Genomic DNA, 22408 nt, shown 5'->3' with positions numbered 1-22408 from the left:
CGATGATCAAGGCTCCGATGATCAAGGCTCCGACGACAACTGCAGAACCCCACAGCGACGTCGTGATCCTCGGTGGAGGATCGGGCGGCTATGCCTGCGCCATCCGCGCCGCCCAACTCGGATTGTCGGTCACGCTGATCGAGGCGGACAAGGTCGGCGGAACGTGCCTGCACCGCGGATGCATCCCGACCAAGGCGCTGCTGCATTCCGCCGAGGTCGCCGACTCGGCACGCACCAGTGAGCAATTCGGAGTCCGAGTATCTTTTGACGGCATCGACATCGCGCAGGTGCACGACTACAAGAACGGGACAGTCGAGCGGCTGTACAGCGGGCTGCAAGGTTTGTTGGCGCAACACAAGATCACTATCGTCAACGGATACGGAACGTACGTCGGTGGGCGAAGCATCGACGTCGACGGAACCCGCTATACCGGAACATCACTCGTTCTGGCCACCGGTTCGTATCCGCGGGAACTGCCCGGCATAGAACTCGGCCGCCGGATCCTCACCAGTGACCAGGCGCTCGAACTCGACCGGGTGCCCACCAGCGCGACAGTGCTCGGTGGCGGTGTCATCGGCGTCGAGTTCGCGAGCCTCTGGCGCTCGTTCGGCGCCGAAGTCACGATCGTCGAGGCACTCCCCCGACTGATCGCCGCCGAGGACCCGTGGTCGTCGAAGCAGCTGGAGCGGGCTTACCGGAAACGCGGAATCGTCTGTAAGACAGACACAAAGATCGTTTCCGCGAAAGAAGCAGCCGATTCGGTCCGCATCGAACTAGGTGACGGAACGATAGTCGATACCGACCTACTGTTGGTCGCCGTCGGCCGCGGACCCCGCACGGACGGTAACGGTTTCGAAGAAAACGGAATCAGCCTCGACAAGGGATTTGTCGTCACCGACGAACGCCTCCGTACGTCCGTGGACGGTGCGTACGCGGTCGGCGACATCGTGCCCGGTCTTGCGTTGGCGCACCGAGGTTTCCAACAAGGAATCTTTGTGGCTGAACAGATCGCCGGGAAGGATCCGATACCGGTCGCCGAACACTTGATTCCTCGCGTGACGTACTCACATCCCGAAGTTGCGTCAGTCGGACTCGGCGAAGAGGCGGCGCGCACGCAGTACGGTGACGTCTCCACCGTCGTCTACGACCTGTCGGGTAACGGCAAGAGTCAGATCCTGCGAACCACCGGGGGAATCAAAGTGATTCGCAGCGGAACCAGAGGTCCCGTCGTCGGCGTCCACCTGGTAGGCGACCGGGTTGGTGAACTGATCGGTGAGGCGCAGTTGGCCGTCGCCTGGGAAGCACTTCCCGATGAAGTGGGGCGTTTCATCCACGCGCACCCCAGCCAGAACGAGGCGTTGGGCGAGGCCATGCTCGCACTCGCGGGAACACCACTGCACGCGCACAGCTGAACCATGACCAGAAGAGGATCTGCAATGAGCATCGACGACGAACTGCGCTGGGACGGTGAACTGACCGTCACCCGACATGATCGGGAGACCGGCACGACCTTTGTGATCCGAATCGACTCCACCCGTCTGGGACCGGCGTCGGGTGGCACGCGGGCGGCGCATTACCCCTCGATCGGTCACGCGCTGGCGGACGCCGGGAAGTTGTCCGGCGCAATGACTTTGAAGATGGCGGTCTCCGACCTGCCGATGGGTGGCGGGAAGTCGGTGATAGCACTGCCCGCACCGCGAAATCGGATCGACTCGGCGACTTGGTCTCGTATCCTCGACATTCACGCGGAGAACATCGACAAGCTCGAGGGAAACTACTGGACCGGTCCTGACGTCAACACCAACTCGTCCGACATGGATCAGCTCAGTCGCACCACCAAGTACGTCTTCGGGCGTTCGGTCGACAATGGTGGCGCCGGTTCCAGCGCGCACGCCACGGCTCTGGGCGTGTTCGAAGCGATGAAGGCCACGGCGCGTCGTCGTGGACTCGGAACACTCGACGGCCGAAAGGTGCTGGTTCAGGGGCTCGGCGCCGTCGGCGGAGATGTTGTGCGTCTCGCGGCGCAGGCTGGGGCACGCCTGCTTGTTGCCGATACGGACCCGCAGCGCCTCGAGGCGGCTTCTCTTGCGGGGCACACGATCGTTCCTGCGGACGAGGTACTTCGAACGTCGTGTGACCTCTTTGCTCCCTGTGCGATGGGAGGCATCATCGATTCCGCTGCTGCTGCGTCGATTCCGACTCTGGCCGTGGCGGGCGCAGCAAACAACATCTTGACCGATGCCGCTGCGGGCGAGGTTCTGCGGAGCCGCGGGGTTCTCTGTGCCCCTGATTTCGTCGCGAACGCAGGCGGAGCCTTTCACCTCGTGGGGCGAGAAGTCCTGGGGTGGAACGAGGAAGACGTCGTCGAACGAACCCGAGGGATCGGTCGAACTCTGGACGAGGTGTATTCGTTGAGCGAGGAACGTGGCATCACTACCGAGGCCGCAGCGCTTCTGCTCGCCCGGACGCGGCTATCCCCCGCATCCACCACCGCCGCCGCCACATCCGCCACCCCCACTGCAGCTGCCGCCTCCCCCGTCTGAACCGCCACCGTCCGAACCCCCGCTACTTCCGCTGCCGTCGGCACCGATTCCGGCGGCGGAGGCCAAGGCGGGATTGATCATCAGCATCGCCGAACCTGCGAAGAGAGCGGCGGACATCCCCGCCAAGCGTGGGCCGTAGGCGGAGAAGGCAGGCTTGTTGCGCGGGGACAGGTAGGCGTGTGCCGTGGTCAGTTCCGAACGTGCCGCACTGCCCGAGGTGGTGCGATCGAAGTTGAGCCCGAGCAGCGGGATGCTGAACCCGGTGGCGAGTACGGCGAGAATCAGAAACTCGACGGGCTTGTCGTTGTGCAGTCCGAAAGCAATGCGGACGATACCCACGGCCACCAGGATCTTCAGCGGAACTGTGGAGAGAAAGATTGAACGCCTGGTGCTGTCGGAGGTCAGGTATCCCCGGTCCGCCAAAGAGTTTCGTAGGCGAGCTGTTTCCACCGTCATGCGCTCGGCGAGTTGCCGCCGACGATGGGGTAGAGCCTGCTGGGCCAGGCGCTGGTACACGGTGAGGGTGTACCAGTCCAGGGTCTCGTCGCCAGGGCCCAACGGGCGCAGGACAGCGCCGTCGGTGGTGATCAGATCAGCGCTACGCAGGATTGCCAATGACGCTGCGATGGCGCGTGACTCGCCGGTGAGCATTCCGACTTCCGGAGGTGTCAGTTGCTCGGCGGAATACCCGTGCCCGGCGGAATACCTGCACCGGCGTGCCCGGATCATCAGACGCCACACCAGAGTGAGAACCATGAGCGTGGCCGATACGGCTATGTAGCCGTAGAGGAAATCCTCGCTGGGGATCCCCCACGTGTCGGCTGCATGCGTGCTCACCCCCCACACCCCCCGCCGCCGCAACTGCTACCGCTGCCGCCACCGCCGTCCGAGCCGGACGATCCGGATGAGGAGCCACAACTGTAGTAGCTCGAACCCCCGCCGCCCGGGCTGTACGCGGCGCCCGCAGCCACTGCTCCCGCCAGCGCGGGATCGATCAGAACCAGAGCTCCCGAACCGAAGAGCGCCGCCGAGAGTCCGGCGAGCGAGGGACCGTAGCTCGAGTACGCGGGCCGCAGTTTCGGTGAGAGGTACGAGTTTTCGTGCTTGAGGCGTCGAAGCTCGCTGTCGCCCAAAGCTGTCCGACGACGCTTGATGCGAAGAATTGGAATCATCAGAGCGAGAACGATGATGGTGAGGAGCAGAAACCCGACCGGCTTACCGCCGGCGATTCCGGCGACGAGACGGACCAAGCCGAGAGCAATTACCGCCACGATCGGAACAGTCCGAAGGGCAGCGGTCAGACCGTCCTGCTGGCGTTGCAAATATCCCTCGTCGATCAATGTCGTACGTAGTTGTGCGAGTGCGACGTTCAGCCGTCCCATCAGACGCACCTGCCGCAGCGGGACCTTTCCGTTTCCGAGCCGCTTGTGCACCGTACGGGTGAACCAGTCGAGACGATTCTTGTCCTCCGCACTGAGTGCCTGCTTGGTCTTGCCTTCGGTGCTGATCAGCTCGGCGCTGCGCAGAATAGCCATCGACGCCAGAACGGCCTGGTAGTCACTGGTCAAGGCGCCGATCTCGGGAGGAGTGAGCGGCCGACGGACCGAGTCGACGACCACGGGCGACCGGCGCGCAGTCATTCGGCTGTACAGCGAGAGTCCGATCGCGACGGCAGCCGCCACCAGGTACCACTGAAGGAAAGTCTGGCTGGGGATCCCCCACGTGTCGGCTGAGTAGTAGTTGTTCACCGCACTCACCCCCCACAGCTCACGGTGCTCGAGAAGGTCGAGCAACTGGACGGTGAAGACGCGCCGCCGCATCCGGGTGCCCAACCGCCGTCGCGACCCGGACCGAAGAGTGCCGCGGCAATACCCGCCGACGTCGCCCCGTAGGTAGCAAACGACGGTTGGAAATTCGGTGTGAGGTAGGAGTATTCGTCCTTCAAGCGACTCAATTCGACCTGGCCGAAACGAGTCCGTCGGCTCAGGCGGAGAAGGGTTACGACAATCAGGGCGAGGCAGACGACCACGAGCGGAAGGTATCCCACCGGGTTCTCGTTCACGACAGTGAATCCGGTCCTGATCGTGCCGACCACGGCGACGACAACGACCGGTACCACGGACAATCGCGTCAAAGTGTGTTCACGATTGCCGTTCAGGTAGCCGGCCTGCACCAGGTCGCTACGAAGCTCCAACAGGGGCAGCGGAAGTGTCGGCACGAGCCGGGAGGGCACGGCAGTTCCACCGGCGTCGTCGATCCGCTGGCGGACGATGCGGGTGAAGCGGTCAGGCTGACCCTGGCCGGCAGAATATGCAGCACTCTCGAGTTCTGCCACGGCAGCGCGTACCGCACGCTCGTCGCTGGTCAGTACACCCATCTCCGGTGGTGTGAGTGTGCGCAATGCAGGTGTGGGCTTGCGCATGGCGACGCCTCTGATCACAAGTGCGATCACCACCGCTCCGGTGGCAGCGGCGACGTACCACCCGAGGAAAGCCTCGGTGGAAATTCCCCACGTATTCGTATGATCATGCATCGCACACCACCTCTCGATGAACTCCTGAGAACCAGTCCAGTCTCTTTGTCCGACAACTGATGTCAGTATCGGGCCAGTACCGGGAAAAGCGATATCCGGGTGGCCATCGTCATCATTCCGTTACCGGCGAACTGGGGATTTACCGGCCGGTAGGTCGAAGCACGATCTCCGTGGGGTGTGCGTCGGACGGTGTTTCGACGGCAGTGAGTACGGCACGCGCCACAGTGGAGGCCTTCAGGAAGCGCTCCGGGTCGTACTCGTCGCCCTCACCGGCGACGATGTCGCGCTGCATGTCGGTGTCGATCCGACCGGGGTGAATGGAGGTGACCCGCAAGGACGGCTCTTCCAGGCGCAGTGCGTCTCCGAAAGCGCGCAGGGCGAACTTGCTGGCTGCATACGAGCCCCAGCCGGCGTTGGCGCGCAGTCCGGCACCCGAATTGATCAGTACGACGTGGCCACCGGCTGCCCTGAGGGCAGGAAGGAGGACACGAGTGAGTTCGGCGACGGCGATGACGTTTGCCTCGAGGGTGCGCCGCCACTGATCGACCGAGGATTCCTCGATGGTTCCGATGTCGGCCACGCCGGCGTTGTGTACCAGCACGTCGAGCGTCGTGATGGACGAGGCAGCGACCGCGACGGCGTCGTAGTCCGTGAGGTCGAGGGGTAGAGGCGTCGATCCGGGCAGTTCGGCGCAGATCGGCTCGAGGGCCTGTGCGGATCGTGCACCGAGCAGCAGGTCGTGTGTCGGCGCCAGTTCGCGTGCGATGGCAGCTCCGAGGCCGCGACTGGAACCGGTGATCAAGGCAGTAGGACGCATGGTCCGAGCCTATCGAGTGAAGATTGTTCGGCTATACGAACTTGTGTATTTGTTTACCCACATATTAGAGTTCGACCATGACGACTCGCGACGCGAAGAACTTCCGCCGCCTGGGAATTGCCGCCCTCGCCGCCCTGCTTCTCTCCAGCTGTTCTGCGGTGAATTCCGGCTCCGACGACGACCGCCCGGTGGTGCTCACCACGTTCACCGTGCTGTCGGACATCGCCCAGAACGTTGCCGGCGATCACCTTCGCGTCGAGTCGATCACCAAGGCGGGGGCGGAAATCCACGGCTACGAGCCGACGCCCGGAGACATTCGGCGGGCGAGCGAAGCCGATCTGATCCTCGACAACGGCATGAACCTCGAGGCGTGGTTCGCGAAATTCGTCAACGGTCTGGACGTGCCACACGTCGTGGTCAGCGACGGCGTCGAAGGCATTCCGATCGCCGGCGACGCCTATGCGGGCAAGCCCAATCCGCATGCATGGATGTCTCCGTTGAATACGCAGATTTACGTCGACAACATGGTGACTGCTTTCAGTGACCTCGACCCGGACAATGCCTCGGCATTTGCGGAGAACGGCGCGAAGTACAAGGCGGAACTGCAAGCAGTTCAGGACGGCCTGGTCAGTGGGCTGGCGGCATTGCCCGCAGGTCAGCGTGCACTCGTCAGTTGCGAGGGTGCGTTCTCCTATCTGGCCAGGGACGCGGGACTCAGCGAGGCCTACATCTGGCCGGTCAATGCCGAGCAGCAGGCGACGCCGCAGCAGATCATCGCCGCGATCGACTTCGTCCGGGCCAATTCCGTTCCCGCCGTCTTCTGCGAGTCGACGGTCTCGGATGCCCCCATGCAGCAGGTTGTCGGGGCGACCGGTGCGAAATTCGGTGGGACGCTGTACGTCGACTCGCTGTCCGAAGCCGACGGTCCCGTGCCCACCTACCTGGACATGATTCGCCACGACACCGACGTCATCCTCGGCGGTCTGACCGGCGGTAAATCATGAACGAAGCCATTCGCGTCGAAAACGTCAGCGTTCACTACGGCGAGGTCCACGCACTGGACCATGTCGATCTGACGTTGAATTCCGGAAGCGTCTGCGGACTGATCGGTATGAACGGTTCAGGAAAGTCGACCCTGTTCAAGGTGATCATGGGAATGATCAAGCCGGACAACGGCTCTGTGAGAATCGCCGGTCTCGACGCAGCCGCTGCGCGCAAGAGCGGGCGCGTCGGATACGTGCCGCAGAGTGAAGACGTCGACTGGACCTTCCCGATCAGTGTCCGTGACGTCGTGATGATGGGCAGGTACGGCCACCTCGGGTTCTTGCGACGTCCGCGGCGTGTAGATCGCGAGGCGGTGGCAGAGGCCCTCGAGCGAGTAGAACTCACCGGATTTGCGGATCGTCAGATCGGTCAGCTCTCGGGTGGTCAGAAGAAGCGCGCCTTCGTCGCACGCGGTATCGCACAGGACGCGTCGATACTGTTGCTGGACGAGCCTTTTGCCGGCGTCGACAAGCGTTCCGAGGCAACGATTTCGACGCTGCTACGAGAGTTGGCTTCCGACGGCCGATCGATCTTGGTCTCGACCCATGACCTCCACGCGGTGCCGAAACTCTGCGACGAGGCGGTACTGCTCATGCGCAAGGTCCTGGTGCACGCCGACCCGGACACCGTGCTTCAACCGGAAAACCTCGCCCTGGCTTTCGGTCTCGACGTGATGGACAGGACCTGATCGATGAACCTCGTAGAACTGCTACTTGATCCTCTCCAGTACGGATTCATGGTGCGCGCGTTGGCCGTTGCGGTTGTGGCGGCGGTTGTCTGCGCGGTGCTCAGTTGTTGGTTGGTGCTCATCGGGTGGTCACTGATGGGTGATGCAGTGTCGCACGCTGTCCTGCCCGGTGTTGTCCTCGCCTACGTCGTCGGCGCTCCATTTGCCATCGGGGCCTTGATCTTCGGGCTGATCGCCGTCGCACTGATCGGACTGATCCGTAACACCAGCCGCGTCAAGGAAGACGCCGCGATCGGTATCGTCTTCACGACTCTCTTTGCGTTCGGTTTGGTTCTCATCTCGGTGACCCCCAGCCAGACCGATCTCAACCACATCATTTTCGGCAACCTGCTGGGGGTGAGCTCGTCCGATCTTCTGCAGGTCGCGATACTCGGCGCGTTGGCGTTGAGCATTCTGTTGATCAAGCGTCGCGATCTGACGTTGTTCGCCTTCGACCCGATCCATGCCAACGCGATAGGTCTTTCGCCTAAGCGTCTCGGATCGCTGCTACTCGGCGTCCTCGCACTCACGTCCGTTGTGGCGCTGCAAGCTGTCGGAGTCGTGCTGGTGGTGGCGATGCTGATCATCCCCGGCGCGACGGCCTACCTTCTCACTGACAAGTTCTCGCGGATGCTGGTGATAGCTCCGGTGGTTTCCGCAATCTGCGCGATTACGGGTATCTACGTCAGCTACTACCTCGACACAGCTTCCGGGGGCATGGTTGTGATGACGCAGGGCATCCTATTCGCCCTGGTGTACCTGTTCAGCCCGTCGCAGGGGGTGATCGCGAAATGGACTTCGCAGCGGCGTAGGACCCGAGCGGAATACAGCGCCGCGGCTTGACGGGCGGTCTTGATCGTTCGTCCAGTTAACAATCCGCTACCAAATCGGGTAGGTTCGTACGGGCATTCGTCACCACAAACATTCCGGCCGCAACGATGCCGGCTGCAAGACAATCGGTGGTGACGCCTTGAACACCGATGGGCCCTTCGATGACGCTGTTCCGAGCACGACGCACGTGGCTGGTTCTCGGCGTCGTTGTTGCGGTCATCGTCCTCGCCGGATCCGGGCTGCTCAGCCCACGAACCTCGGTTCTGGTGGACGATGTCGCCCAGCTCGTCGGCGGCGCCACTGCGACTGCGGTCTGTTGGTGGACGTCGCGGCGCCATCACGGAGTCGAGCGTCGTTGGCGAACTCTGATGGCTCTCGGTATGGCCGGCTGGACCCTCGGAATGTTCTTCTGGGCGTTCTACCGCTCAGTTCTCCACGTACCACTTCCGTCGCCGTCGATCGCGGACATCGGTTTCTTCATGTTCCCGGTGTTTGCCGTACCGGCGCTTCTGTCGCTGGTACGTGAGTCTCCCCGGCGTGAGGCGATCGGCCCGATCCATCTCTGGCTCGTGCTGACGCTCGACGGTCTTGTCGTTGTCGGTGGATTGTTCATCCTCACGTGGACGACCGCCCTGGGCGCCGTCGTTCATACCGGTCCGACGGGATCTCTCGGGTTTCTTGTCGCGGTGATGTATCCGATCACCGACTTCGTTCTGATCGCGATGGTCTTGCTGATGGTCATCGGGCCGAAGGCCGTTGCCGAGATCCGCGAACCGCTGACGTTCCTCGGGTGCGGGTTGGTGATGCTCTCCCTTTCGGACAGTTTGTACGCGTACTTGGTCGCGATCGGCGCCGAGAGTATGCCGACCATCGCCGATGCCGGGTTCATCGCGGGGCCGCCTTTGATCGCCCTGGCGGCGCTGACGAAGCGAACCGAGCCTCGGAACCGCGACGCGCCACAGCAGTGGCGAAGTGATCGGACTCAGTTGCTGCTGCCGTATCTGTTGATCGCGGTGATCGCGACGATCGTGACTGTTCAGGCACTGATCGTCGGCAACCTCGATGCCGTGGTCGTGATACTCGGCGTCGGCGTGCTGGTTCTCGCGCTGGTGCGCCAGATACTCACGCTCCTCGAGAACGACGCGCTCCTCCAACAGATCTCCGCTGCGCAGGACGAACTCCGGTACCGAGCGCATCACGACCCACTCACCGAGCTCGCCAACCGGGCCGCATTCGACGAACACTTCGCGAGCGCCATCGAGAACTACCGCCTCACGAACTCCGATTGGGTGCTGATGCTTGTCGATCTGGACGACTTCAAACAGGTCAACGATCGTTACGGGCACCCGGCCGGTGACCGGTTGCTGGTTGCCCTCACGGCGCGTCTGCGCGAAGCGGTTCCCGAGAGTGCATTTGTCGCTCGATTCGGCGGCGACGAATTCACGGTGCTTCTGCAGGGCCCGATCGACGACGCCGTCGTCGTAGCCCGCCGGATCGTCGACGCGCTCAGTTCTGATCAGACTGCAGACACATCGGTGTCGGTGGGTGCGAGCGTTGGTGTCGCGCAGTTCGAGTTGGCGGACGAGCCGCTGAGTGCACACGCTCTTCTCCGCCGAGCCGATGCGGCGATGTACGAGGCGAAGAGAAGCGGGAAGGGCGCCGTTGTCGTCTACTGCGATCGCCGCGAAGACTAGCGCCGTAAGAGTGCGAAGATCGTTGCCGGTGAACCCGATCCGGCCTTGTTGATCGCGCCACCGACAAGGATGCTCGCCCCGGTGGTTGGCAGGGCGGCAAGATTGTTCAAGTTCTCCAGGCTGATTCGATGCTTGTCGTACAGGAGCGTCGAGACGGGGTAGGTCTCGTCGTTTCCGAGGTCGGGACCGAAGGTGTCGGTTCCCAATGCTCCGCGGGTGCCCAAGCGTCCGGTGTCTATCAGCCACTGCGCCGCGTCCACCGAGAATCCGGGTTGGTGGGTGACACCCTCGGCATCGGCGTTGGCATATTCTTCGCTACCCCAGCGCGATTCCCAACCGGTCCAGAGAACTACGGCCGCTCCATCGGGGATCTTGCCGTTGCGCGTTTCCCACTCCTGAAGGTCCGCGACCGTGAGCGCATAGTCCGAATCGGCGGCAGCCTTGTCCCGGATGTCGATCTTCACTGCGGGAAGGAAGAGGTCGGCCGGATCGAGTTGGTCGGCTGTGAGTCCACCTTCCTGAAAGTGCGCGGGTGCGCCCCAATGTGTGCCCGTGTGTTCACCCTCCTTGACGTACTGGAGGTAGTAGCCGTCGTCTGCGATGGTTGCCGCTGTGTCGAGAGTGAACGCGGGATCGCCGGGAAAAATCGGCGTGGTCGCGGGGTCGTTCACGTGGGAGAGCGAAACGGCTTGCAACAGCTCATCCAACGGGGTTGTTGCGTCTTGGCTGCTTCCGGAACTGCTACCCATGTCGATCACCTGAGGCCCCGCTACCAGCGCCAGGCCTGTGGCTGCGCGCTGAAGTAACTGTCGTCGTTTCATCGATCCCCCGCCAATTTGCCCGAATTGAGAGTGTTGCAATCACTTTCGCTCCTTGAACACTAGGACAGAACCTTAGGCTGCTGCCGACCATGACGACCACTCCACATCGCGGACGGCTATCACCTGTCCGTGCGGTCGGTGATCTACGTACTGCGGATACTTTGCGGCCAAAGCGTCGATTGCGCTCTCGGACTCCTTGGTACCGGGGCCGAGGACCTCCGCGCGTCCGTCGACGCGGACCCACCAGAGTGCGGACCAGTTGTCGTCGTAATGATCGACGAGCAGGCTCGCACGCCCCGTCTCGGTGATGTTCCGGAGCCTGCGAAGAGCGGTGGTGGTCTTCGGTTTGTGGTCGACGCAGGAATAGACGGTGTCGCCGACCAAAACGAATACCAGCGGCACGATGTGCGGAACGCCGGCCGCATCTGCCGTTGCCAGGTGAGCCACCCGCGCGGCTTCGAATCGTGCTCTCGGGTCGTCCATATTCACAGCGTAAGGGGATCAAGGCTTGCCGCGAGCCGCTGCTGACGGAACAGTGGTCTCATGGAACCGGATGAAGCGCTTCGGGAGATCGCCTACTGGCTCGAACGATCACGCGCTGAAACGCACCGCGTCAAGGCCTATCGCCGAGCTGCGGAGGTCTTTGCTGGATTGTCCGACGAGCAGAAGGAGTCTCGCCGGAAGGCCGACAGTTGGAAGGCTCTCACCGGCATCGGGCCCAAGACGGCAATGATCATCGCCCAGTCGTACGACGGCGTCCCCGAGTATCTCGAGGAACTGCGGGGGCAGGCCGAGCCCATCGGAGACGGCCCATTGCGCCAAGCGCTGCGCGGCGATCTCCACACACACTCCGACTGGTCCGACGGCGGAAGCCCCATCGAAGAGATGATGCGACGCGCAGCAGCACTCGGCCACGACTACTGCGCCCTCACCGATCATTCGCCTCGCCTCACTGTTGCCAACGGGCTGTCCGCGGAGCGCCTACGTTCTCAACTCGACGTGATAGCCGGGTTGAATGCCGAACTGGCTCCCTTCCGCATCCTCACGGGAATCGAGGTGGACATCCTCGAGGACGGTTCACTCGATCAGGATCCCGATCTACTCGACGAACTCGACATCGTGGTGGCGAGCGTGCACTCGAAGCTGCGGTCCGAACGCGAGGCGATGACCCGCAGAATGCTTGCTGCAGTGCGAAATCCGCGTGTCGATATTCTCGGGCATTGCACCGGGCGTCTTGTCGAGGGTGCTCGCGGAACCCGGCCCGAGTCGCAGTTCGATGCGGAGAAAGTGTTCGAGGCCTGCCGAGAATCAGGGACCGCCGTCGAGATCAACTCCCGACCGGAGCGTCGTGACCCGCCTTCGCGTTTGATCGAGTTGGCCCGCGATCTCGATTGTCTTTTCTCCATCGATACCGACGCCCATGCCCCCGGTCAGCTGGCTTGGCAGGGCTACGGCTGTGACCGGGCCGAAAAGTGCGGCATCGAAGCGGATCGGGTGATCAATACGTGGACCGCCGAAGATCTTTTGGAGTGGGCGGGCAATTGAGAGCATGCCGGAATGGGTCACCGAGGCGTTTGCTCGGTGACCTCCGGGTTCAGATCCGCGTGGTGGAGCGACGGGGTTTCTGGTCGGGGTCGATGCCTGGCGGTGGGATGAACCAGGGCAGGTGATCAGCGCCTATCCGGATTTCCCATTGTCCGGTGAATCCGGGTTTTCGGTGCATCAGGGTGTGGTGGGTTCGGCAGAGCAGGACCAGGTTGTCCATGATGGTTGGTCCTCCTTTTGCCCAGTGTTTGATGTGGTGGGCGTCGGTCCAGGCGGGGACGCAGTCGCAGCCGGGGAAGGCGCATCCTTTGTCGCGGGCGATCAGGGCGGTGCGTTGTGCCGCGGTGACAAGCCTTTTGAGTGGGGTGACGTCGAGTGGGGCACCGTTTTCGTCGAGGAGGACGGCGCCGAGCATGCAGTCGCAGGCGATCATGCGGGTGCGGCCGACGCTCAGTGGTCCCATCCAGGGCATGTGGCCGACATCGAGATCTTGTTTGTCGAGATCGTGAATGTCGAGATCCAGCATGCCGGGATCGTCGTCCTCGGACGGGCCAGGTGTTGAGCCATCACCCGTTGTGGCGCATTCACGGTGGTAGGCCAGGTCTTTGGCGTTGATGTGCACGTTCAGGTGTGGGCGTTGGCCGCCGTCGATACCGGTGGCAGCGTTGTCGAGGTAGCGCCGGATCAGCTCCGCCATGGCGTCTGCGTTGCGTGTGGCGGCGGGTCGTTTGTCGGGTGTGCCGTCCTTGGCGGGGGTGGGCATGGAGAGGCTGGAGAGGGCGGAGAGAAGCATCTCGCCGGTCACTCCGTCGAAATCGCCTCGGACGGCGACTCTTCCGTTGAGGGTCGGGGAGATGCGCAGTTCGTTGCGATCGGTGTCTTCGCTTGGTGGTATGTCGTCGGATTCGAACATGTGCTCGAGGACGCTGATGGCGTAGCGCAGTTTGACGGTGGTTGCTTCGACGCCGGATGCTGCCGCGAGGAGTGTGTCGCGGCAGTACGGTAGCGCGGCGTCGGGCATTGTTTTGGGTGGGGATTCGCAGAACGCCACTATCAGTGCTGCGTGCTCGAAAGTGAGGTCGCCGGAGTCGAATTGGTCTTCGATCTCGGGGAATGACCGTAGCGCTTTGCCTAGGGTTGCGATTCTTCTGCCGGTGGAGATTTGCAGCATGGTGTGGTTCGCGAGCCATTGTCCGGTGCCGCGGTAGCAGAGTACTTGTTCGTCCGGGTTCAACGTCAGGGTGTCGACGGCGGCCACTCGAATGGCTTCCAGGCGAAGGATTTCCGCTGACGCGGTGATGGCGATCTCGCGGACGTCGCTGGGGTGCAGCCGCCACAATCGTCCGCGCACACCCACAGCGGAGCTGTTGACCACGGCAGTGACAGCGTCGTCGATGGTGTCGATCGTCATGAGAACCCCCCGTTCCATCTCCCATCATACTCGAACATACTTTCGAGTCAAGGACGATTTCGAGAAGGTGCGGTGGGCCCGGCCGTCGTGATTCTGTTGTTCGAGAGCATATTCCGTCGCTAGAGCATCAGCGCCGGATCTGTAGTCAGTTCGATGTTCAGCCACGGTTCGTAGGGGAGATCGGCGAGGCTGGTGGCGAACGAGCGTCGAACTGCGTCTTCACCGTCGATGTCCCAGCTGTGTGGCGCGACCATGAACGTCGCTTCGACATACAGCTTGCGACCCACCTTGCTCATGGTGAGAGTCGGTTCGTCCAAACCGAATTCGTCGCGGACGGCGGTGATGGCTTCGTGCACGCGGGCCTGAACGTTTTCGCCGGGAGCACCTTCGAGGAGTTCGATCAGTGCGGTTCGCAGAAGTGCGTACGGTTGCGGGACCAACATCGCGCAGCCGAGGAGGACCAAGACGGAGTCGACATATCGGTCGGCGTCGGAGAAATCGGTGCGGCCCAGGATCATTGCGACGACAGCACCGACTGCGACCAGCGCGCTGAAGGCAGCCGACGCTCCCCATTGCCTGGCTTCGGCGACGAGCAGATCAGATGTGCGGTCGACTTGTCCGACGTAGCGCCAGATGATGATCGACACCACTGCGCTGACAGCGCCGTATGCCACCAGCGACCCCGCGGTGACGTCGGCCCCGCCCGCGAGGATGACACGAACTGCCTCGACTGCGGCGTAGGCGAGCGTCGCCAGTAGCGCCATGCCCTGGACAGCGATGACTACCGGGATCAATGCCTCCTTACCGAAGGGGAAGCGTGCGGTGGGGCCCGAGTCGGCTATCCGCGAGACCCGCAGCGACAGCGCCGTCAACACCATTCCGATGAGGGCGTACACACCGTCGAGCAGGATCACCTGGGACTGCGAGATCCAGCCCCAGAATGCGGCGAGCACAGCCAACGCCGTTGCGACCACGAGGGAGTACCGCAGGGCCTTGCGTTCGCGGGTAGCGCTGTCTTCCTTGGTGCCCATGAAATCCAAACCGCCTGTCCGTTTCGATATTCCTTCACGTAGGAATACCAGCAACGACGCGCAGGCACGGCATCAGTGGACCAATTGCGCTGCCAGATCGAGAAAGTCCTCGGCGTTGATGTCGAACTCGTCGGAGAATGACACATCGGGATTGCCCCTGGCTCCGAATTCGAGTGGTCGAGCTATGAAGGCTGTGCGGAATCCGAGAGCTTTGGCCGCCCGGATGTCATATTTGTGGCTGGCAACCATCATGATCTCGGCCGGGTCGAACCCGAGGTATCGAGCAGCCAGGTGGTAGATCTTCGGATCTGGTTTGAAGACACCGGCCATTTCGGCGGTGAAGACGGCATGCCATGGCAGATTTCCTTGCCGGGCGATGCTGACTGCGGCATTCACATCGGCGTTGGACAAGGCAGCGATTGTGTACTGCTGGCGCAGGGTTGTCAGGCCTGCGACGGTGTCCGGCCACGGGTCCAGGAATTTCCAGGCGGTGGTGAGTTCTTCCTGTTCGGCATCGGAAAGTTCGATGCTCTCGCGGGCCAACAGCTTGCGCAGAGCCTCGCGGTACACCGAATGTACTGTCACCCATTCGCCTGTGGAGTCGTCGGCCTCGGAGGTGTTCGCGAAGTACTCAGCGCGCCAGAGATTGACGAATCTTGGCCAGTCGACGTCGGCGTCGGTGATCCGACGGGCCTCTCGGCACAGGGTGCTGTGAAAATCGGTCGCTGTGCCCTGGACGTCGAACAGCAGTGCTTTGATCTTCTCGCGCACAAGCCCTCCACTTCGAGATCGCCTGACGGTGTTGCCACATTATCGCGGTTACGGCGCCCGATTCGTGCTCGATGAGCGCAAAGGCGCCACGCGTCGCAAAATAGACATCTATGGCCGACCGCGGATTTACCCCGACTCAGCTCGCCGCCCGAGCTGCCTACCTGCTGCGCGGAAACGACCTGGGCACGATGACCAGCGCTGCCCCGAAGCTGTATCCCCACATGTGGAGCTGGGACGCCGCGTTCGTCGCGGTAGGTTTGGCGCCGCTCAGCGTCGAACGGGCGGTAGTAGAGCTCGATACCTTGCTTTCGGCTCAGTGGAAGAACGGAATGATTCCGCACATCGTGTTCGCGAACGGTGTCGACGGCTACTTCCCCGGCCCGACGCGGTGGGATGTCAATGCGCTGGCAGCGCATGCTCCTTTGGGTACCGCTACGTCGGGAATCACCCAACCCCCCGTTCACGCGATTGCGGTGCAGCGGATTCTCGATCATTCGCGTCGGCACGGACGTACGACGCGTGCGGTCGCGGAAGAGTTCCTCGACCGGCGCTGGAGCGATCTGGTTCGGTGGCACCGCTGGTTGGCGGAGGCCCGCGATCTCGACGGCAACGGCCGCATCGCGCTCTATCACGGGTGGGAATCGGGGATGGACAATTCTCCGCGATGGGATCTGGCATACGCGAATGTTGTTGCGGGACAAGTGCCTGCGTATCAGCGCGCTGATCTCGCTGTGGTGACCGACTTGTCTCAGCGACCCACGGATCACGAATACGACCGCTACCTTTGGCTTCTCGAAGAGATGAAGGCCGTGAGGTACGAGGATTCTCAACTCGCCACTGCCATGAGTTTTGCCGTGGAGGACGTGTTTGTCAGTGCGGTTTTCTCGATGGCATGTGACGTTTTGGCAACTATCGGTGAGGAGCATTCGCGACCAAACTCCGACGTCCGTGATCTGCGCGGTTGGGCAGATCGATTCCGGCAGGGCGTAATTGCCACCACCGATGAACGATCGGGTGCAGCAAAGGATTTCGATCTTCGCACCGGACGATGGGTTCATACCGAGACCATCGCGATGTTTGCGCCGTTGCTGTGTGGCGGCCTGAGCCGCGATGCCGAGCGCGCTCTGTTGCGTACTTTCGAGGGGCCCAAATTCTGTGGCCACCCGGACATGCGATTTGCCGTCCCACCGTCGACGTCTCCGGTTTCCGGCGATTTCCGTCCTCGGGAGTATTGGCGCGGCCCGGTGTGGCCGGTGATCACGTGGTTGTTCTCGTGGGCGTTCGCGCGTCGGGGGTGGGCCGAGCGATCGCACGTCTTGCGTTCGGAGGGGTTGCGGCAGGCCAGTGACGGCAGCTTTGCCGAGTACTACGAGCCTTTCACCGGTGAGCCGCTGGGCAGTATGCAACAGTCGTGGACCGCGGCGGCCGTTCTCGATTGGCTCGGTTGAGTGAACATTCCCTGAATTAGCGGACAAAACGGACTAGTCGACCTTACTCTCGGGAAATGGTCGAGCGACGGATCGTCAGGACACTGGGCAAGCTCACCCCGATCGCGATGGCAGCTGCCATCGCGATCACGGCACCTGGCCTCGCCGCTGCCGACGCTCCCCGCGGCCCGGACGTCTCGTCGTGGCAGCACGTGGACGGAACCGGAATCGACTGGTTCCAGGTCAAGGCGTCAGGGCACGAGTTCGCGATGGTCAAGGCCACCGAGTCGCTCAACTACGTCAATCCGTACTTCATCCAGGATTGCCTGGTCATGCGGGCTGCCGGCGTCTCGCGCGGGGCCTACCACTACGCAGATGTTCGCCAGTCCCCCGAAGCCCAGGCTGCCTTCTATTCGGCGATCGTCCTGGGTATCAACGGACCTGGTGACCTCCCGCCCGTCCTGGATCTCGAGGACGCGAAGGGACTGCCCGCCGGTCAGGTCATCGACTGGACTCATCGCTACCTGAATACAGTCCAGGCACTTACCGGGCGGCAGCCAATCATTTACACGTACCCCAACTTCTGGCGTACCCAGATGGCCAACACCACCGAGTTCAACCACTACCCGCTGTGGATCGCCGATTACAACGGGCAGAACGCACCGGGCCCGCTGCCCGGTGGTTGGTCCAACTGGACCTTCTGGCAGTACACCAGCACCGGACGCATCCCCGGGATCACCGGAAATACCGATATCAACGTTTACAGCGGGGCGCAGGGCGATTTCGATCGCTACGCCAACAGTGTGGGGTTCGGCAGCAGCTAGTTTGCGGCGGGGGCCCTTGGCTCCGTGGTGCCCGGTTCGGGCCCTTTCGCCCTCGATGCATTTGCCTCGAGGCACGCGGAAGGGCCCTTTTTGGCACTCTTGTGACGCTTGGCTGGTTAGTCCGGTTGTTGCTCGTCAGTTACGAGAATTCTGCCGAGTGGTAGCCACGGTCGCTGAACTTTCGACTAGCTGAGCAGGATCAGAAGATAGCTATGGCAGAAAATGAGCAGGACTGCTCCAACCGAAAAGCTACAAAACGGACTTGAAGTTGGGTCTGGCTCGAAGGCGCCCGCTCGGTTTCGGTCGAAGATGGCGCCTCGCAACCCAATTATCGGAGCGCCGGAGTGCTTCGTTACCGGCAGCCGTCGCCGGGTGCGGTCTGGACCAATTCGATAAATTTCTACGTGCTTGCACGGGCGATTGGACTCCATTCAGTACGGAGTTTCCGTTCATGGTTCGAGGGGCTGTGGCGCATCCAACAGGCCTTATCCATATTGGGCATTCGTCCAGATTCCTGGTCGCCTCGAAGTTGGTCGTCACCCGATCTGGTCAGCGGAAACGCTGAATGCCATCGCGTCCGGCGCAGTGCCGTGCGCCGAGGGCTGAATTGTTCGCTTGAACAACGCTGCTCCTCGAAGCTTGTCCGATCTACGAACAAAAACGTCGATCGGTCTGCTTTGTCTGACTTTCGATGGGCAAGCTCCCGGTTATCTGTTATCTTGAACCAGATAACTGGAAGGTTGCTCTCGATTTGCACGGATTTCGAGGGCCAAGGTCCTGTTCAGGGCGGCTCTTCCAACACCAGGTGTTTCCGAAGAGGAGCTCGAATGACAGGACCGGCAACAGCGTCCGGTGTGAGGTCGATCAGCCGAAAACAGGCGGATCGACCCGAACCAACCGATCAATCGGGAGTTCGCGCCAGCGCTCTCGCATCTCCGTCCACCGAACATCGATCAGGCACATCCTGGGGAGTAAGAAATGCCTAACGACATACCGCCGACAAGGTCGGCCTTATTCACCGCAGGGCTCCCGCCCTGGGTGCGAGCGTGGACGGTGGTGTGGACCGCCATCGCGATGATTCTCGGCCTCTCCGGCGCGACGGCAGTAGCTGCATCAGCGCAGCCGGCCGCGACGCTCGGCGGTCCCGTTCAGGCTCAGACGCCGGCTCGTGCTGCTGTCCTGCCGGACGAACAGCCCGCAAAGGGCTGTGCCTTCAGCGCCCCTAACACTGGCCCTTTCTCGCAGAACATCTGTTGGATCGACATGTCGGCGCTCAACGAAGCCGCGGCCACATCCGCGGCCGGGCAGTCGATGGAAATCCAGCTCACCGAGGGCTACAAGATCAACTTCAAGGCTTTCCTCACCGACTCGGTAGCAGGAAAGACGCATCAGGGGGTCGAAGCGAAGGCACTCCCCACGTTGAGTTACTCAGCGCTGGGAACGTCCGCCTACACGGGTGTGCCGTCGACGATCAAGCCCGCGATCTACCAGAAGTCCTCCGTGAATGGACAATCCGGCGGGACGGTGTCGCTCAAGAACATCGTGATGACCGGGCCCAATGGCACGGTGTACAACTACGGTCTCGTAGCAGCCGATGCCGAGTCGACTGACGCAAACACATCAACCGACAAAGAGTTCCTCACCTTCAATTCGGACAAGCCGCTGCGACAAATCGCGCGCACAGTTGGTGTTGACGAACCTGGCTATCCCGGAATTCGCGCTTGTGACGGTGGGCTGACGGCTATGCCCGCCACCACCGTCCGATGCGATTCTTGGAACCTGGTCAACAACCAGGAGTATTCGCCGGGCACTTTGGTTGTTGCATCGACCGCTCCAACCAACTTCGCGGCGACGTTCGGTAATACCGTTCTGGCGACCTCTCGTCAGGGTCTGGCTTTCGGTGTCCTGCTCTCGAAGGTCAAGATCGACAAGGACCTCACGCGCGTCACCCCCGGTGACGATTTCACTATCGGCATGAGCACCGGCCACCACGCAAACGCGGGTGCTGCTGCAGCGACCGAGATCAAGAGCACCACGACCGGCGCTTCAGATACGATGGCATCGACTGGCTGGCGTACGCTCCTCGCAGATACGACACCTACTCCTGTCACGTTCTGGGAGAAGCCAACTACCTCGGCGACCAAGACCGCGAACTATGCGACGTCATGGGATTGCCAGGTAAACGGTGTGACCCAGGCGCTCAGGGTCGGGGACGTTGCGCAGGCAGCACTCACACCGGGCGACAACGTGTACTGCAAGGTCAAGAACACTCCGGTTCTCGTGAAGAAGTCGTCGTCACCACCTACCGGTGAGACGGTCAATATCGGCCAAACAATCACCTACACTCTGAATTTCGAGAATCCCGGCACTGCGCCGGCAACGATCGACTACACGGACTTCCTTGCCGACGTCATTGATGACGGAACGGTTGCGGTCGGTGCTGCTACAGGCGGACTCACCGCTGCATTGGACAGCGCCGACAAAATCAAAGTCGGCGGCACATTGCCAGCCGGCGGCAAAGGGACAGTCACCTACACCGTCACGGTCAAAGACGGTGGCAACAAAGTCCTGAACAACTACCTCGTTCCGGGGACAACAACTCCTCCCACAACATGCGATCCTGCAACCAATCTCTGCACGACGCATCCCATGCCCGGGTTCACGGTCGCGAAGACCGCTGTGCCCGCGACAGGTTCGACGGTTCAGGCCGGCGATACCATTACGTACACGGTCACCGGTGCTAACACCGGCAAGACGGCCCTAACTCCCGCGACGATCAAAGACGATCTGAGTGCGGTTCTCAACAATGCTGCTGTCGTTCCGGGCTCGCTGAAGGCGACCGTCGACGGTGCTGCTGTCGCTGCTCCGACCCTGTCGGGCAGCATTTTGTCGTGGTCCGCCAATCTCCAGGCTGGTAAGTCTGTTGTTCTGACCTACCAGGTGAAGGTCAATGCCGGCGTTGCCGCGGGCACGGTTCTGAACAACAAGGTCACCGGTACTGCGAAGCCACCCACCGGTCCGGACATCACTCCTCCTACGGTGGAGACGAATCACTCGGTTCCCGGCTTCAAACTGGAGAAGACTGCTGATCCGATTTCCGGTTCGACGGTTCAGGCCGGCGAGTCGATCAAGTACACCGTCACCGGAACCAACACCGGTAAGACGAAGCTCGATCCGGTAAAGATCAACGATGATCTGGGTGCGGTTCTCAATAACGCCGCTGTCGTTCCCGGTTCGCTGAAGGCGACCGTCGACGGTGCTCCTGCCGCTGATCCGACTCTGTCGGGCACCACCCTTTCGTGGACTGGTTTTCTCGAAGCCGGTAAGTCCGTCGTTCTCACCTATGAGGTGAAGGTCAACGACGGCGTTGCCGCGGGCACAGTCTTGAACAACAAGGTCACCGGTACTGCGAAGCCGCCGACCGGTCCGGAGATCACTCCTCCTTCTGTGGAGACGAATCACTTGGTTCCGGGTTTCACGGTCGCGAAGACTGCGGATCCGGTGTCGGGTACCAATGTTGCTGCTGGTCAGACGATCACGTACACGGTGACGGGTGCCAATACGGGTAAGACGACTCTTGATCCGGTGGTGTTGACCGATGATCTGTCGAAGGTTCTCGACAATGCGACGTTGGTGGACGGTTCGCTCAAGGCGACGGTCGATGGTGCTCCTGCGACTGTTCCGACTCTGTCGGGCACCACGCTCTCCTGGACCGGTGCACTCGAAGCCGGTAAGTCGGTTGTTCTGACCTACCAGGTGAAGATCAACGACGGTGTTGCCGGCGGCGTTCTGGTCAACAACAAGGTCACCGGTACTGCGAAGCCGCCGACCGGTCCGGAGATCACTCCTCCGCCGGTCACGACCGAACACCCGGTGGTGTCTCCGAAGATCGCCGTGGTGAAGTCCTCTGATCCGGTGTCGGGTTCGAATGTTGTTGCCGGTCAGGACATCAAGTACACGCTCACGTTCACGAACGCCGGTAACGGTGCGGGTGAGGTCGCGTACTTCGACGATCTGCGTCAGGTTGTGGACAAGGGTGCATTGAGTGGTTTGACTGCTGATGCTCCGTTGGCTGCGACGATGGTCGGCAGCGATGGTTTCTCGGTGACGGGGACCTTGGCGGCCGGCGAAACGAAGACGGTGACGTATTCGGTGAAGGTCAATGCCGATGTGGTCGGTGGGGTGTTCGTGAACAACTTCGTTGTTCCGGGTACGACTCCTCCGGTTGATCCTCCGGAGGTGTGTGATCCGGCGACTCAGCTGTGCACGACGCATCCGGTGGTCTCTCCGAAGATCGCCGTGGTGAAGTCTTCTGATCCGGTGTCGGGTTCGAATGTTGTTGCCGGTCAGGACATCAAGTACACGCTCACGTTCACGAACGCCGGTAAC

The 22408-nt window shown here is 61.9% G+C and carries 19 protein-coding genes; 10 read left to right on the top strand and 9 right to left on the bottom strand.

Annotation, left to right across the window (positions count from 1 at the left end; translation table 11 throughout):
• The first annotated feature begins 2 nt into the window (after positions 1 to 2).
• Together lpdA and AC3WQS_RS13275 are read left to right on the top strand one after the other, a co-directional pair.
• Positions 3 to 1412, top strand: a complete 1410-nt coding sequence (lpdA, locus tag AC3WQS_RS13280; protein WP_492712081.1) for a dihydrolipoyl dehydrogenase — start codon at positions 3 to 5, stop codon at positions 1410 to 1412.
• 24 nt (positions 1413 to 1436) lie between these two features.
• On the top strand, positions 1437 to 2543 hold the full coding sequence (locus tag AC3WQS_RS13275) for a Glu/Leu/Phe/Val dehydrogenase family protein (protein WP_492741492.1): 1107 nt from the start codon (positions 1437 to 1439) through the stop codon (positions 2541 to 2543).
• Here AC3WQS_RS13275 and AC3WQS_RS13270 read toward each other — a convergent pair.
• From AC3WQS_RS13270 to AC3WQS_RS13255, 4 genes are all read right to left on the bottom strand, one after another.
• Positions 2472 to 3380: a TIGR04222 domain-containing membrane protein gene (locus tag AC3WQS_RS13270; protein WP_133728187.1), complete on the bottom strand. Its 909-nt coding sequence runs from the start codon at positions 3378 to 3380 to the stop codon at positions 2472 to 2474. The two genes, AC3WQS_RS13275 and AC3WQS_RS13270, sit on opposite strands and share 72 nt — an antisense overlap.
• Positions 3377 to 4363 (bottom strand): TIGR04222 domain-containing membrane protein, encoded by a 987-nt coding sequence (locus AC3WQS_RS13265; protein ID WP_492741488.1) that lies wholly within the window; start codon positions 4361 to 4363, stop codon positions 3377 to 3379. The genes AC3WQS_RS13270 and AC3WQS_RS13265 overlap by 4 nt, the downstream gene beginning before the upstream one ends.
• Positions 4297 to 5076 carry a TIGR04222 domain-containing membrane protein gene (locus AC3WQS_RS13260; RefSeq protein ID WP_492713226.1) on the bottom strand — a complete coding sequence of 260 codons (780 nt, stop codon included), beginning with the start codon at positions 5074 to 5076 and terminating at the stop codon, positions 4297 to 4299. The genes AC3WQS_RS13265 and AC3WQS_RS13260 overlap by 67 nt, the downstream gene beginning before the upstream one ends.
• Before the next feature lie 139 nt (positions 5077 to 5215).
• The gene (locus AC3WQS_RS13255; RefSeq protein ID WP_070796666.1) at positions 5216 to 5893 is read right to left on the bottom strand and encodes an SDR family oxidoreductase; all 678 of its coding nucleotides are present in this window, start codon (positions 5891 to 5893) and stop codon (positions 5216 to 5218) included.
• A 77-nt stretch (positions 5894 to 5970) separates the two neighbouring features.
• Here AC3WQS_RS13255 and AC3WQS_RS13250 point away from each other — a divergent pair, with 77 nt between their 5' ends.
• The 4 genes from AC3WQS_RS13250 (at position 5971) to AC3WQS_RS13235 (ending at position 10189) form a co-directional block, all read left to right on the top strand.
• On the top strand, positions 5971 to 6897 hold the full coding sequence (locus AC3WQS_RS13250) for a metal ABC transporter substrate-binding protein (RefSeq protein WP_019746158.1): 927 nt from the start codon (positions 5971 to 5973) through the stop codon (positions 6895 to 6897).
• On the top strand, positions 6894 to 7625 hold the full coding sequence (locus AC3WQS_RS13245; RefSeq protein ID WP_492713227.1) for a metal ABC transporter ATP-binding protein: 732 nt from the start codon (positions 6894 to 6896) through the stop codon (positions 7623 to 7625). The genes AC3WQS_RS13250 and AC3WQS_RS13245 overlap by 4 nt, the downstream gene beginning before the upstream one ends.
• A 3-nt stretch (positions 7626 to 7628) precedes the next feature.
• On the top strand, positions 7629 to 8507 hold the full coding sequence (locus tag AC3WQS_RS13240; protein ID WP_141488079.1) for a metal ABC transporter permease: 879 nt from the start codon (positions 7629 to 7631) through the stop codon (positions 8505 to 8507).
• Positions 8508 to 8656: 149 nt separating this feature from the next.
• Entirely contained in the window at positions 8657 to 10189 is a 1533-nt protein-coding gene (locus AC3WQS_RS13235) for a GGDEF domain-containing protein (RefSeq protein ID WP_141488080.1), read from the top strand.
• Here AC3WQS_RS13235 and AC3WQS_RS13230 read toward each other — a convergent pair.
• Together AC3WQS_RS13230 and AC3WQS_RS13225 are read right to left on the bottom strand one after the other, a co-directional pair.
• Positions 10186 to 10938, bottom strand: a complete 753-nt coding sequence (locus tag AC3WQS_RS13230; protein ID WP_492713249.1) for a cyclase family protein — start codon at positions 10936 to 10938, stop codon at positions 10186 to 10188. The two genes, AC3WQS_RS13235 and AC3WQS_RS13230, sit on opposite strands and share 4 nt — an antisense overlap.
• A gap of 144 nt (positions 10939 to 11082) precedes the next feature.
• Positions 11083 to 11493: a TIGR03668 family PPOX class F420-dependent oxidoreductase gene (locus AC3WQS_RS13225; protein ID WP_031330968.1), complete on the bottom strand. Its 411-nt coding sequence runs from the start codon at positions 11491 to 11493 to the stop codon at positions 11083 to 11085.
• 60 nt (positions 11494 to 11553) lie between these two features.
• Between AC3WQS_RS13225 and AC3WQS_RS13220 the strand changes: the two genes are divergently transcribed.
• Positions 11554 to 12555: a PHP domain-containing protein gene (locus AC3WQS_RS13220; RefSeq protein WP_492713228.1), complete on the top strand. Its 1002-nt coding sequence runs from the start codon at positions 11554 to 11556 to the stop codon at positions 12553 to 12555.
• Positions 12556 to 12604: 49 nt separating this feature from the next.
• On the opposite strand, the gene AC3WQS_RS13215 is transcribed toward AC3WQS_RS13220, so the two are convergent.
• The 3 genes from AC3WQS_RS13215 to AC3WQS_RS13205 all read right to left on the bottom strand — a co-directional run bounded on the left by AC3WQS_RS13215 (position 12605) and on the right by AC3WQS_RS13205 (position 15768).
• Positions 12605 to 13966 carry an HNH endonuclease signature motif containing protein gene (locus AC3WQS_RS13215; RefSeq protein ID WP_492713229.1) on the bottom strand — a complete coding sequence of 454 codons (1362 nt, stop codon included), beginning with the start codon at positions 13964 to 13966 and terminating at the stop codon, positions 12605 to 12607.
• A 119-nt stretch (positions 13967 to 14085) separates the two neighbouring features.
• The gene (locus tag AC3WQS_RS13210) at positions 14086 to 14997 is read right to left on the bottom strand and encodes a cation efflux transmembrane domain-containing protein (RefSeq protein ID WP_492713230.1); all 912 of its coding nucleotides are present in this window, start codon (positions 14995 to 14997) and stop codon (positions 14086 to 14088) included.
• Positions 14998 to 15069: 72 nt separating this feature from the next.
• On the bottom strand, positions 15070 to 15768 hold the full coding sequence (locus AC3WQS_RS13205) for a haloacid dehalogenase type II (RefSeq protein ID WP_492713231.1): 699 nt from the start codon (positions 15766 to 15768) through the stop codon (positions 15070 to 15072).
• A 110-nt stretch (positions 15769 to 15878) separates the two neighbouring features.
• On the opposite strand from AC3WQS_RS13205, the gene ggh reads away from it, so the two are divergent.
• The 3 genes from ggh to AC3WQS_RS13190 all read left to right on the top strand — a co-directional run.
• Positions 15879 to 17216 (top strand): glucosylglycerate hydrolase, encoded by a 1338-nt coding sequence (ggh, locus tag AC3WQS_RS13200; RefSeq protein ID WP_019746148.1) that lies wholly within the window; start codon positions 15879 to 15881, stop codon positions 17214 to 17216.
• Positions 17217 to 17323: 107 nt separating this feature from the next.
• On the top strand, positions 17324 to 18019 hold the full coding sequence (locus AC3WQS_RS13195) for a glycoside hydrolase family 25 protein (protein WP_370334015.1): 696 nt from the start codon (positions 17324 to 17326) through the stop codon (positions 18017 to 18019).
• A gap of 978 nt (positions 18020 to 18997) precedes the next feature.
• Positions 18998 to 22408 (top strand): DUF7927 domain-containing protein (locus AC3WQS_RS13190; protein WP_492741486.1); only part of this gene is annotated, 3411 nt, incomplete at its 3' end.

It is taken from the genome of Rhodococcus sp. FW305-130, from assembly GCF_058788335.1.
Note: the sequence above shows the minus strand (reverse complement) of the source record. Positions and strands in the feature narration are given on the sequence as shown.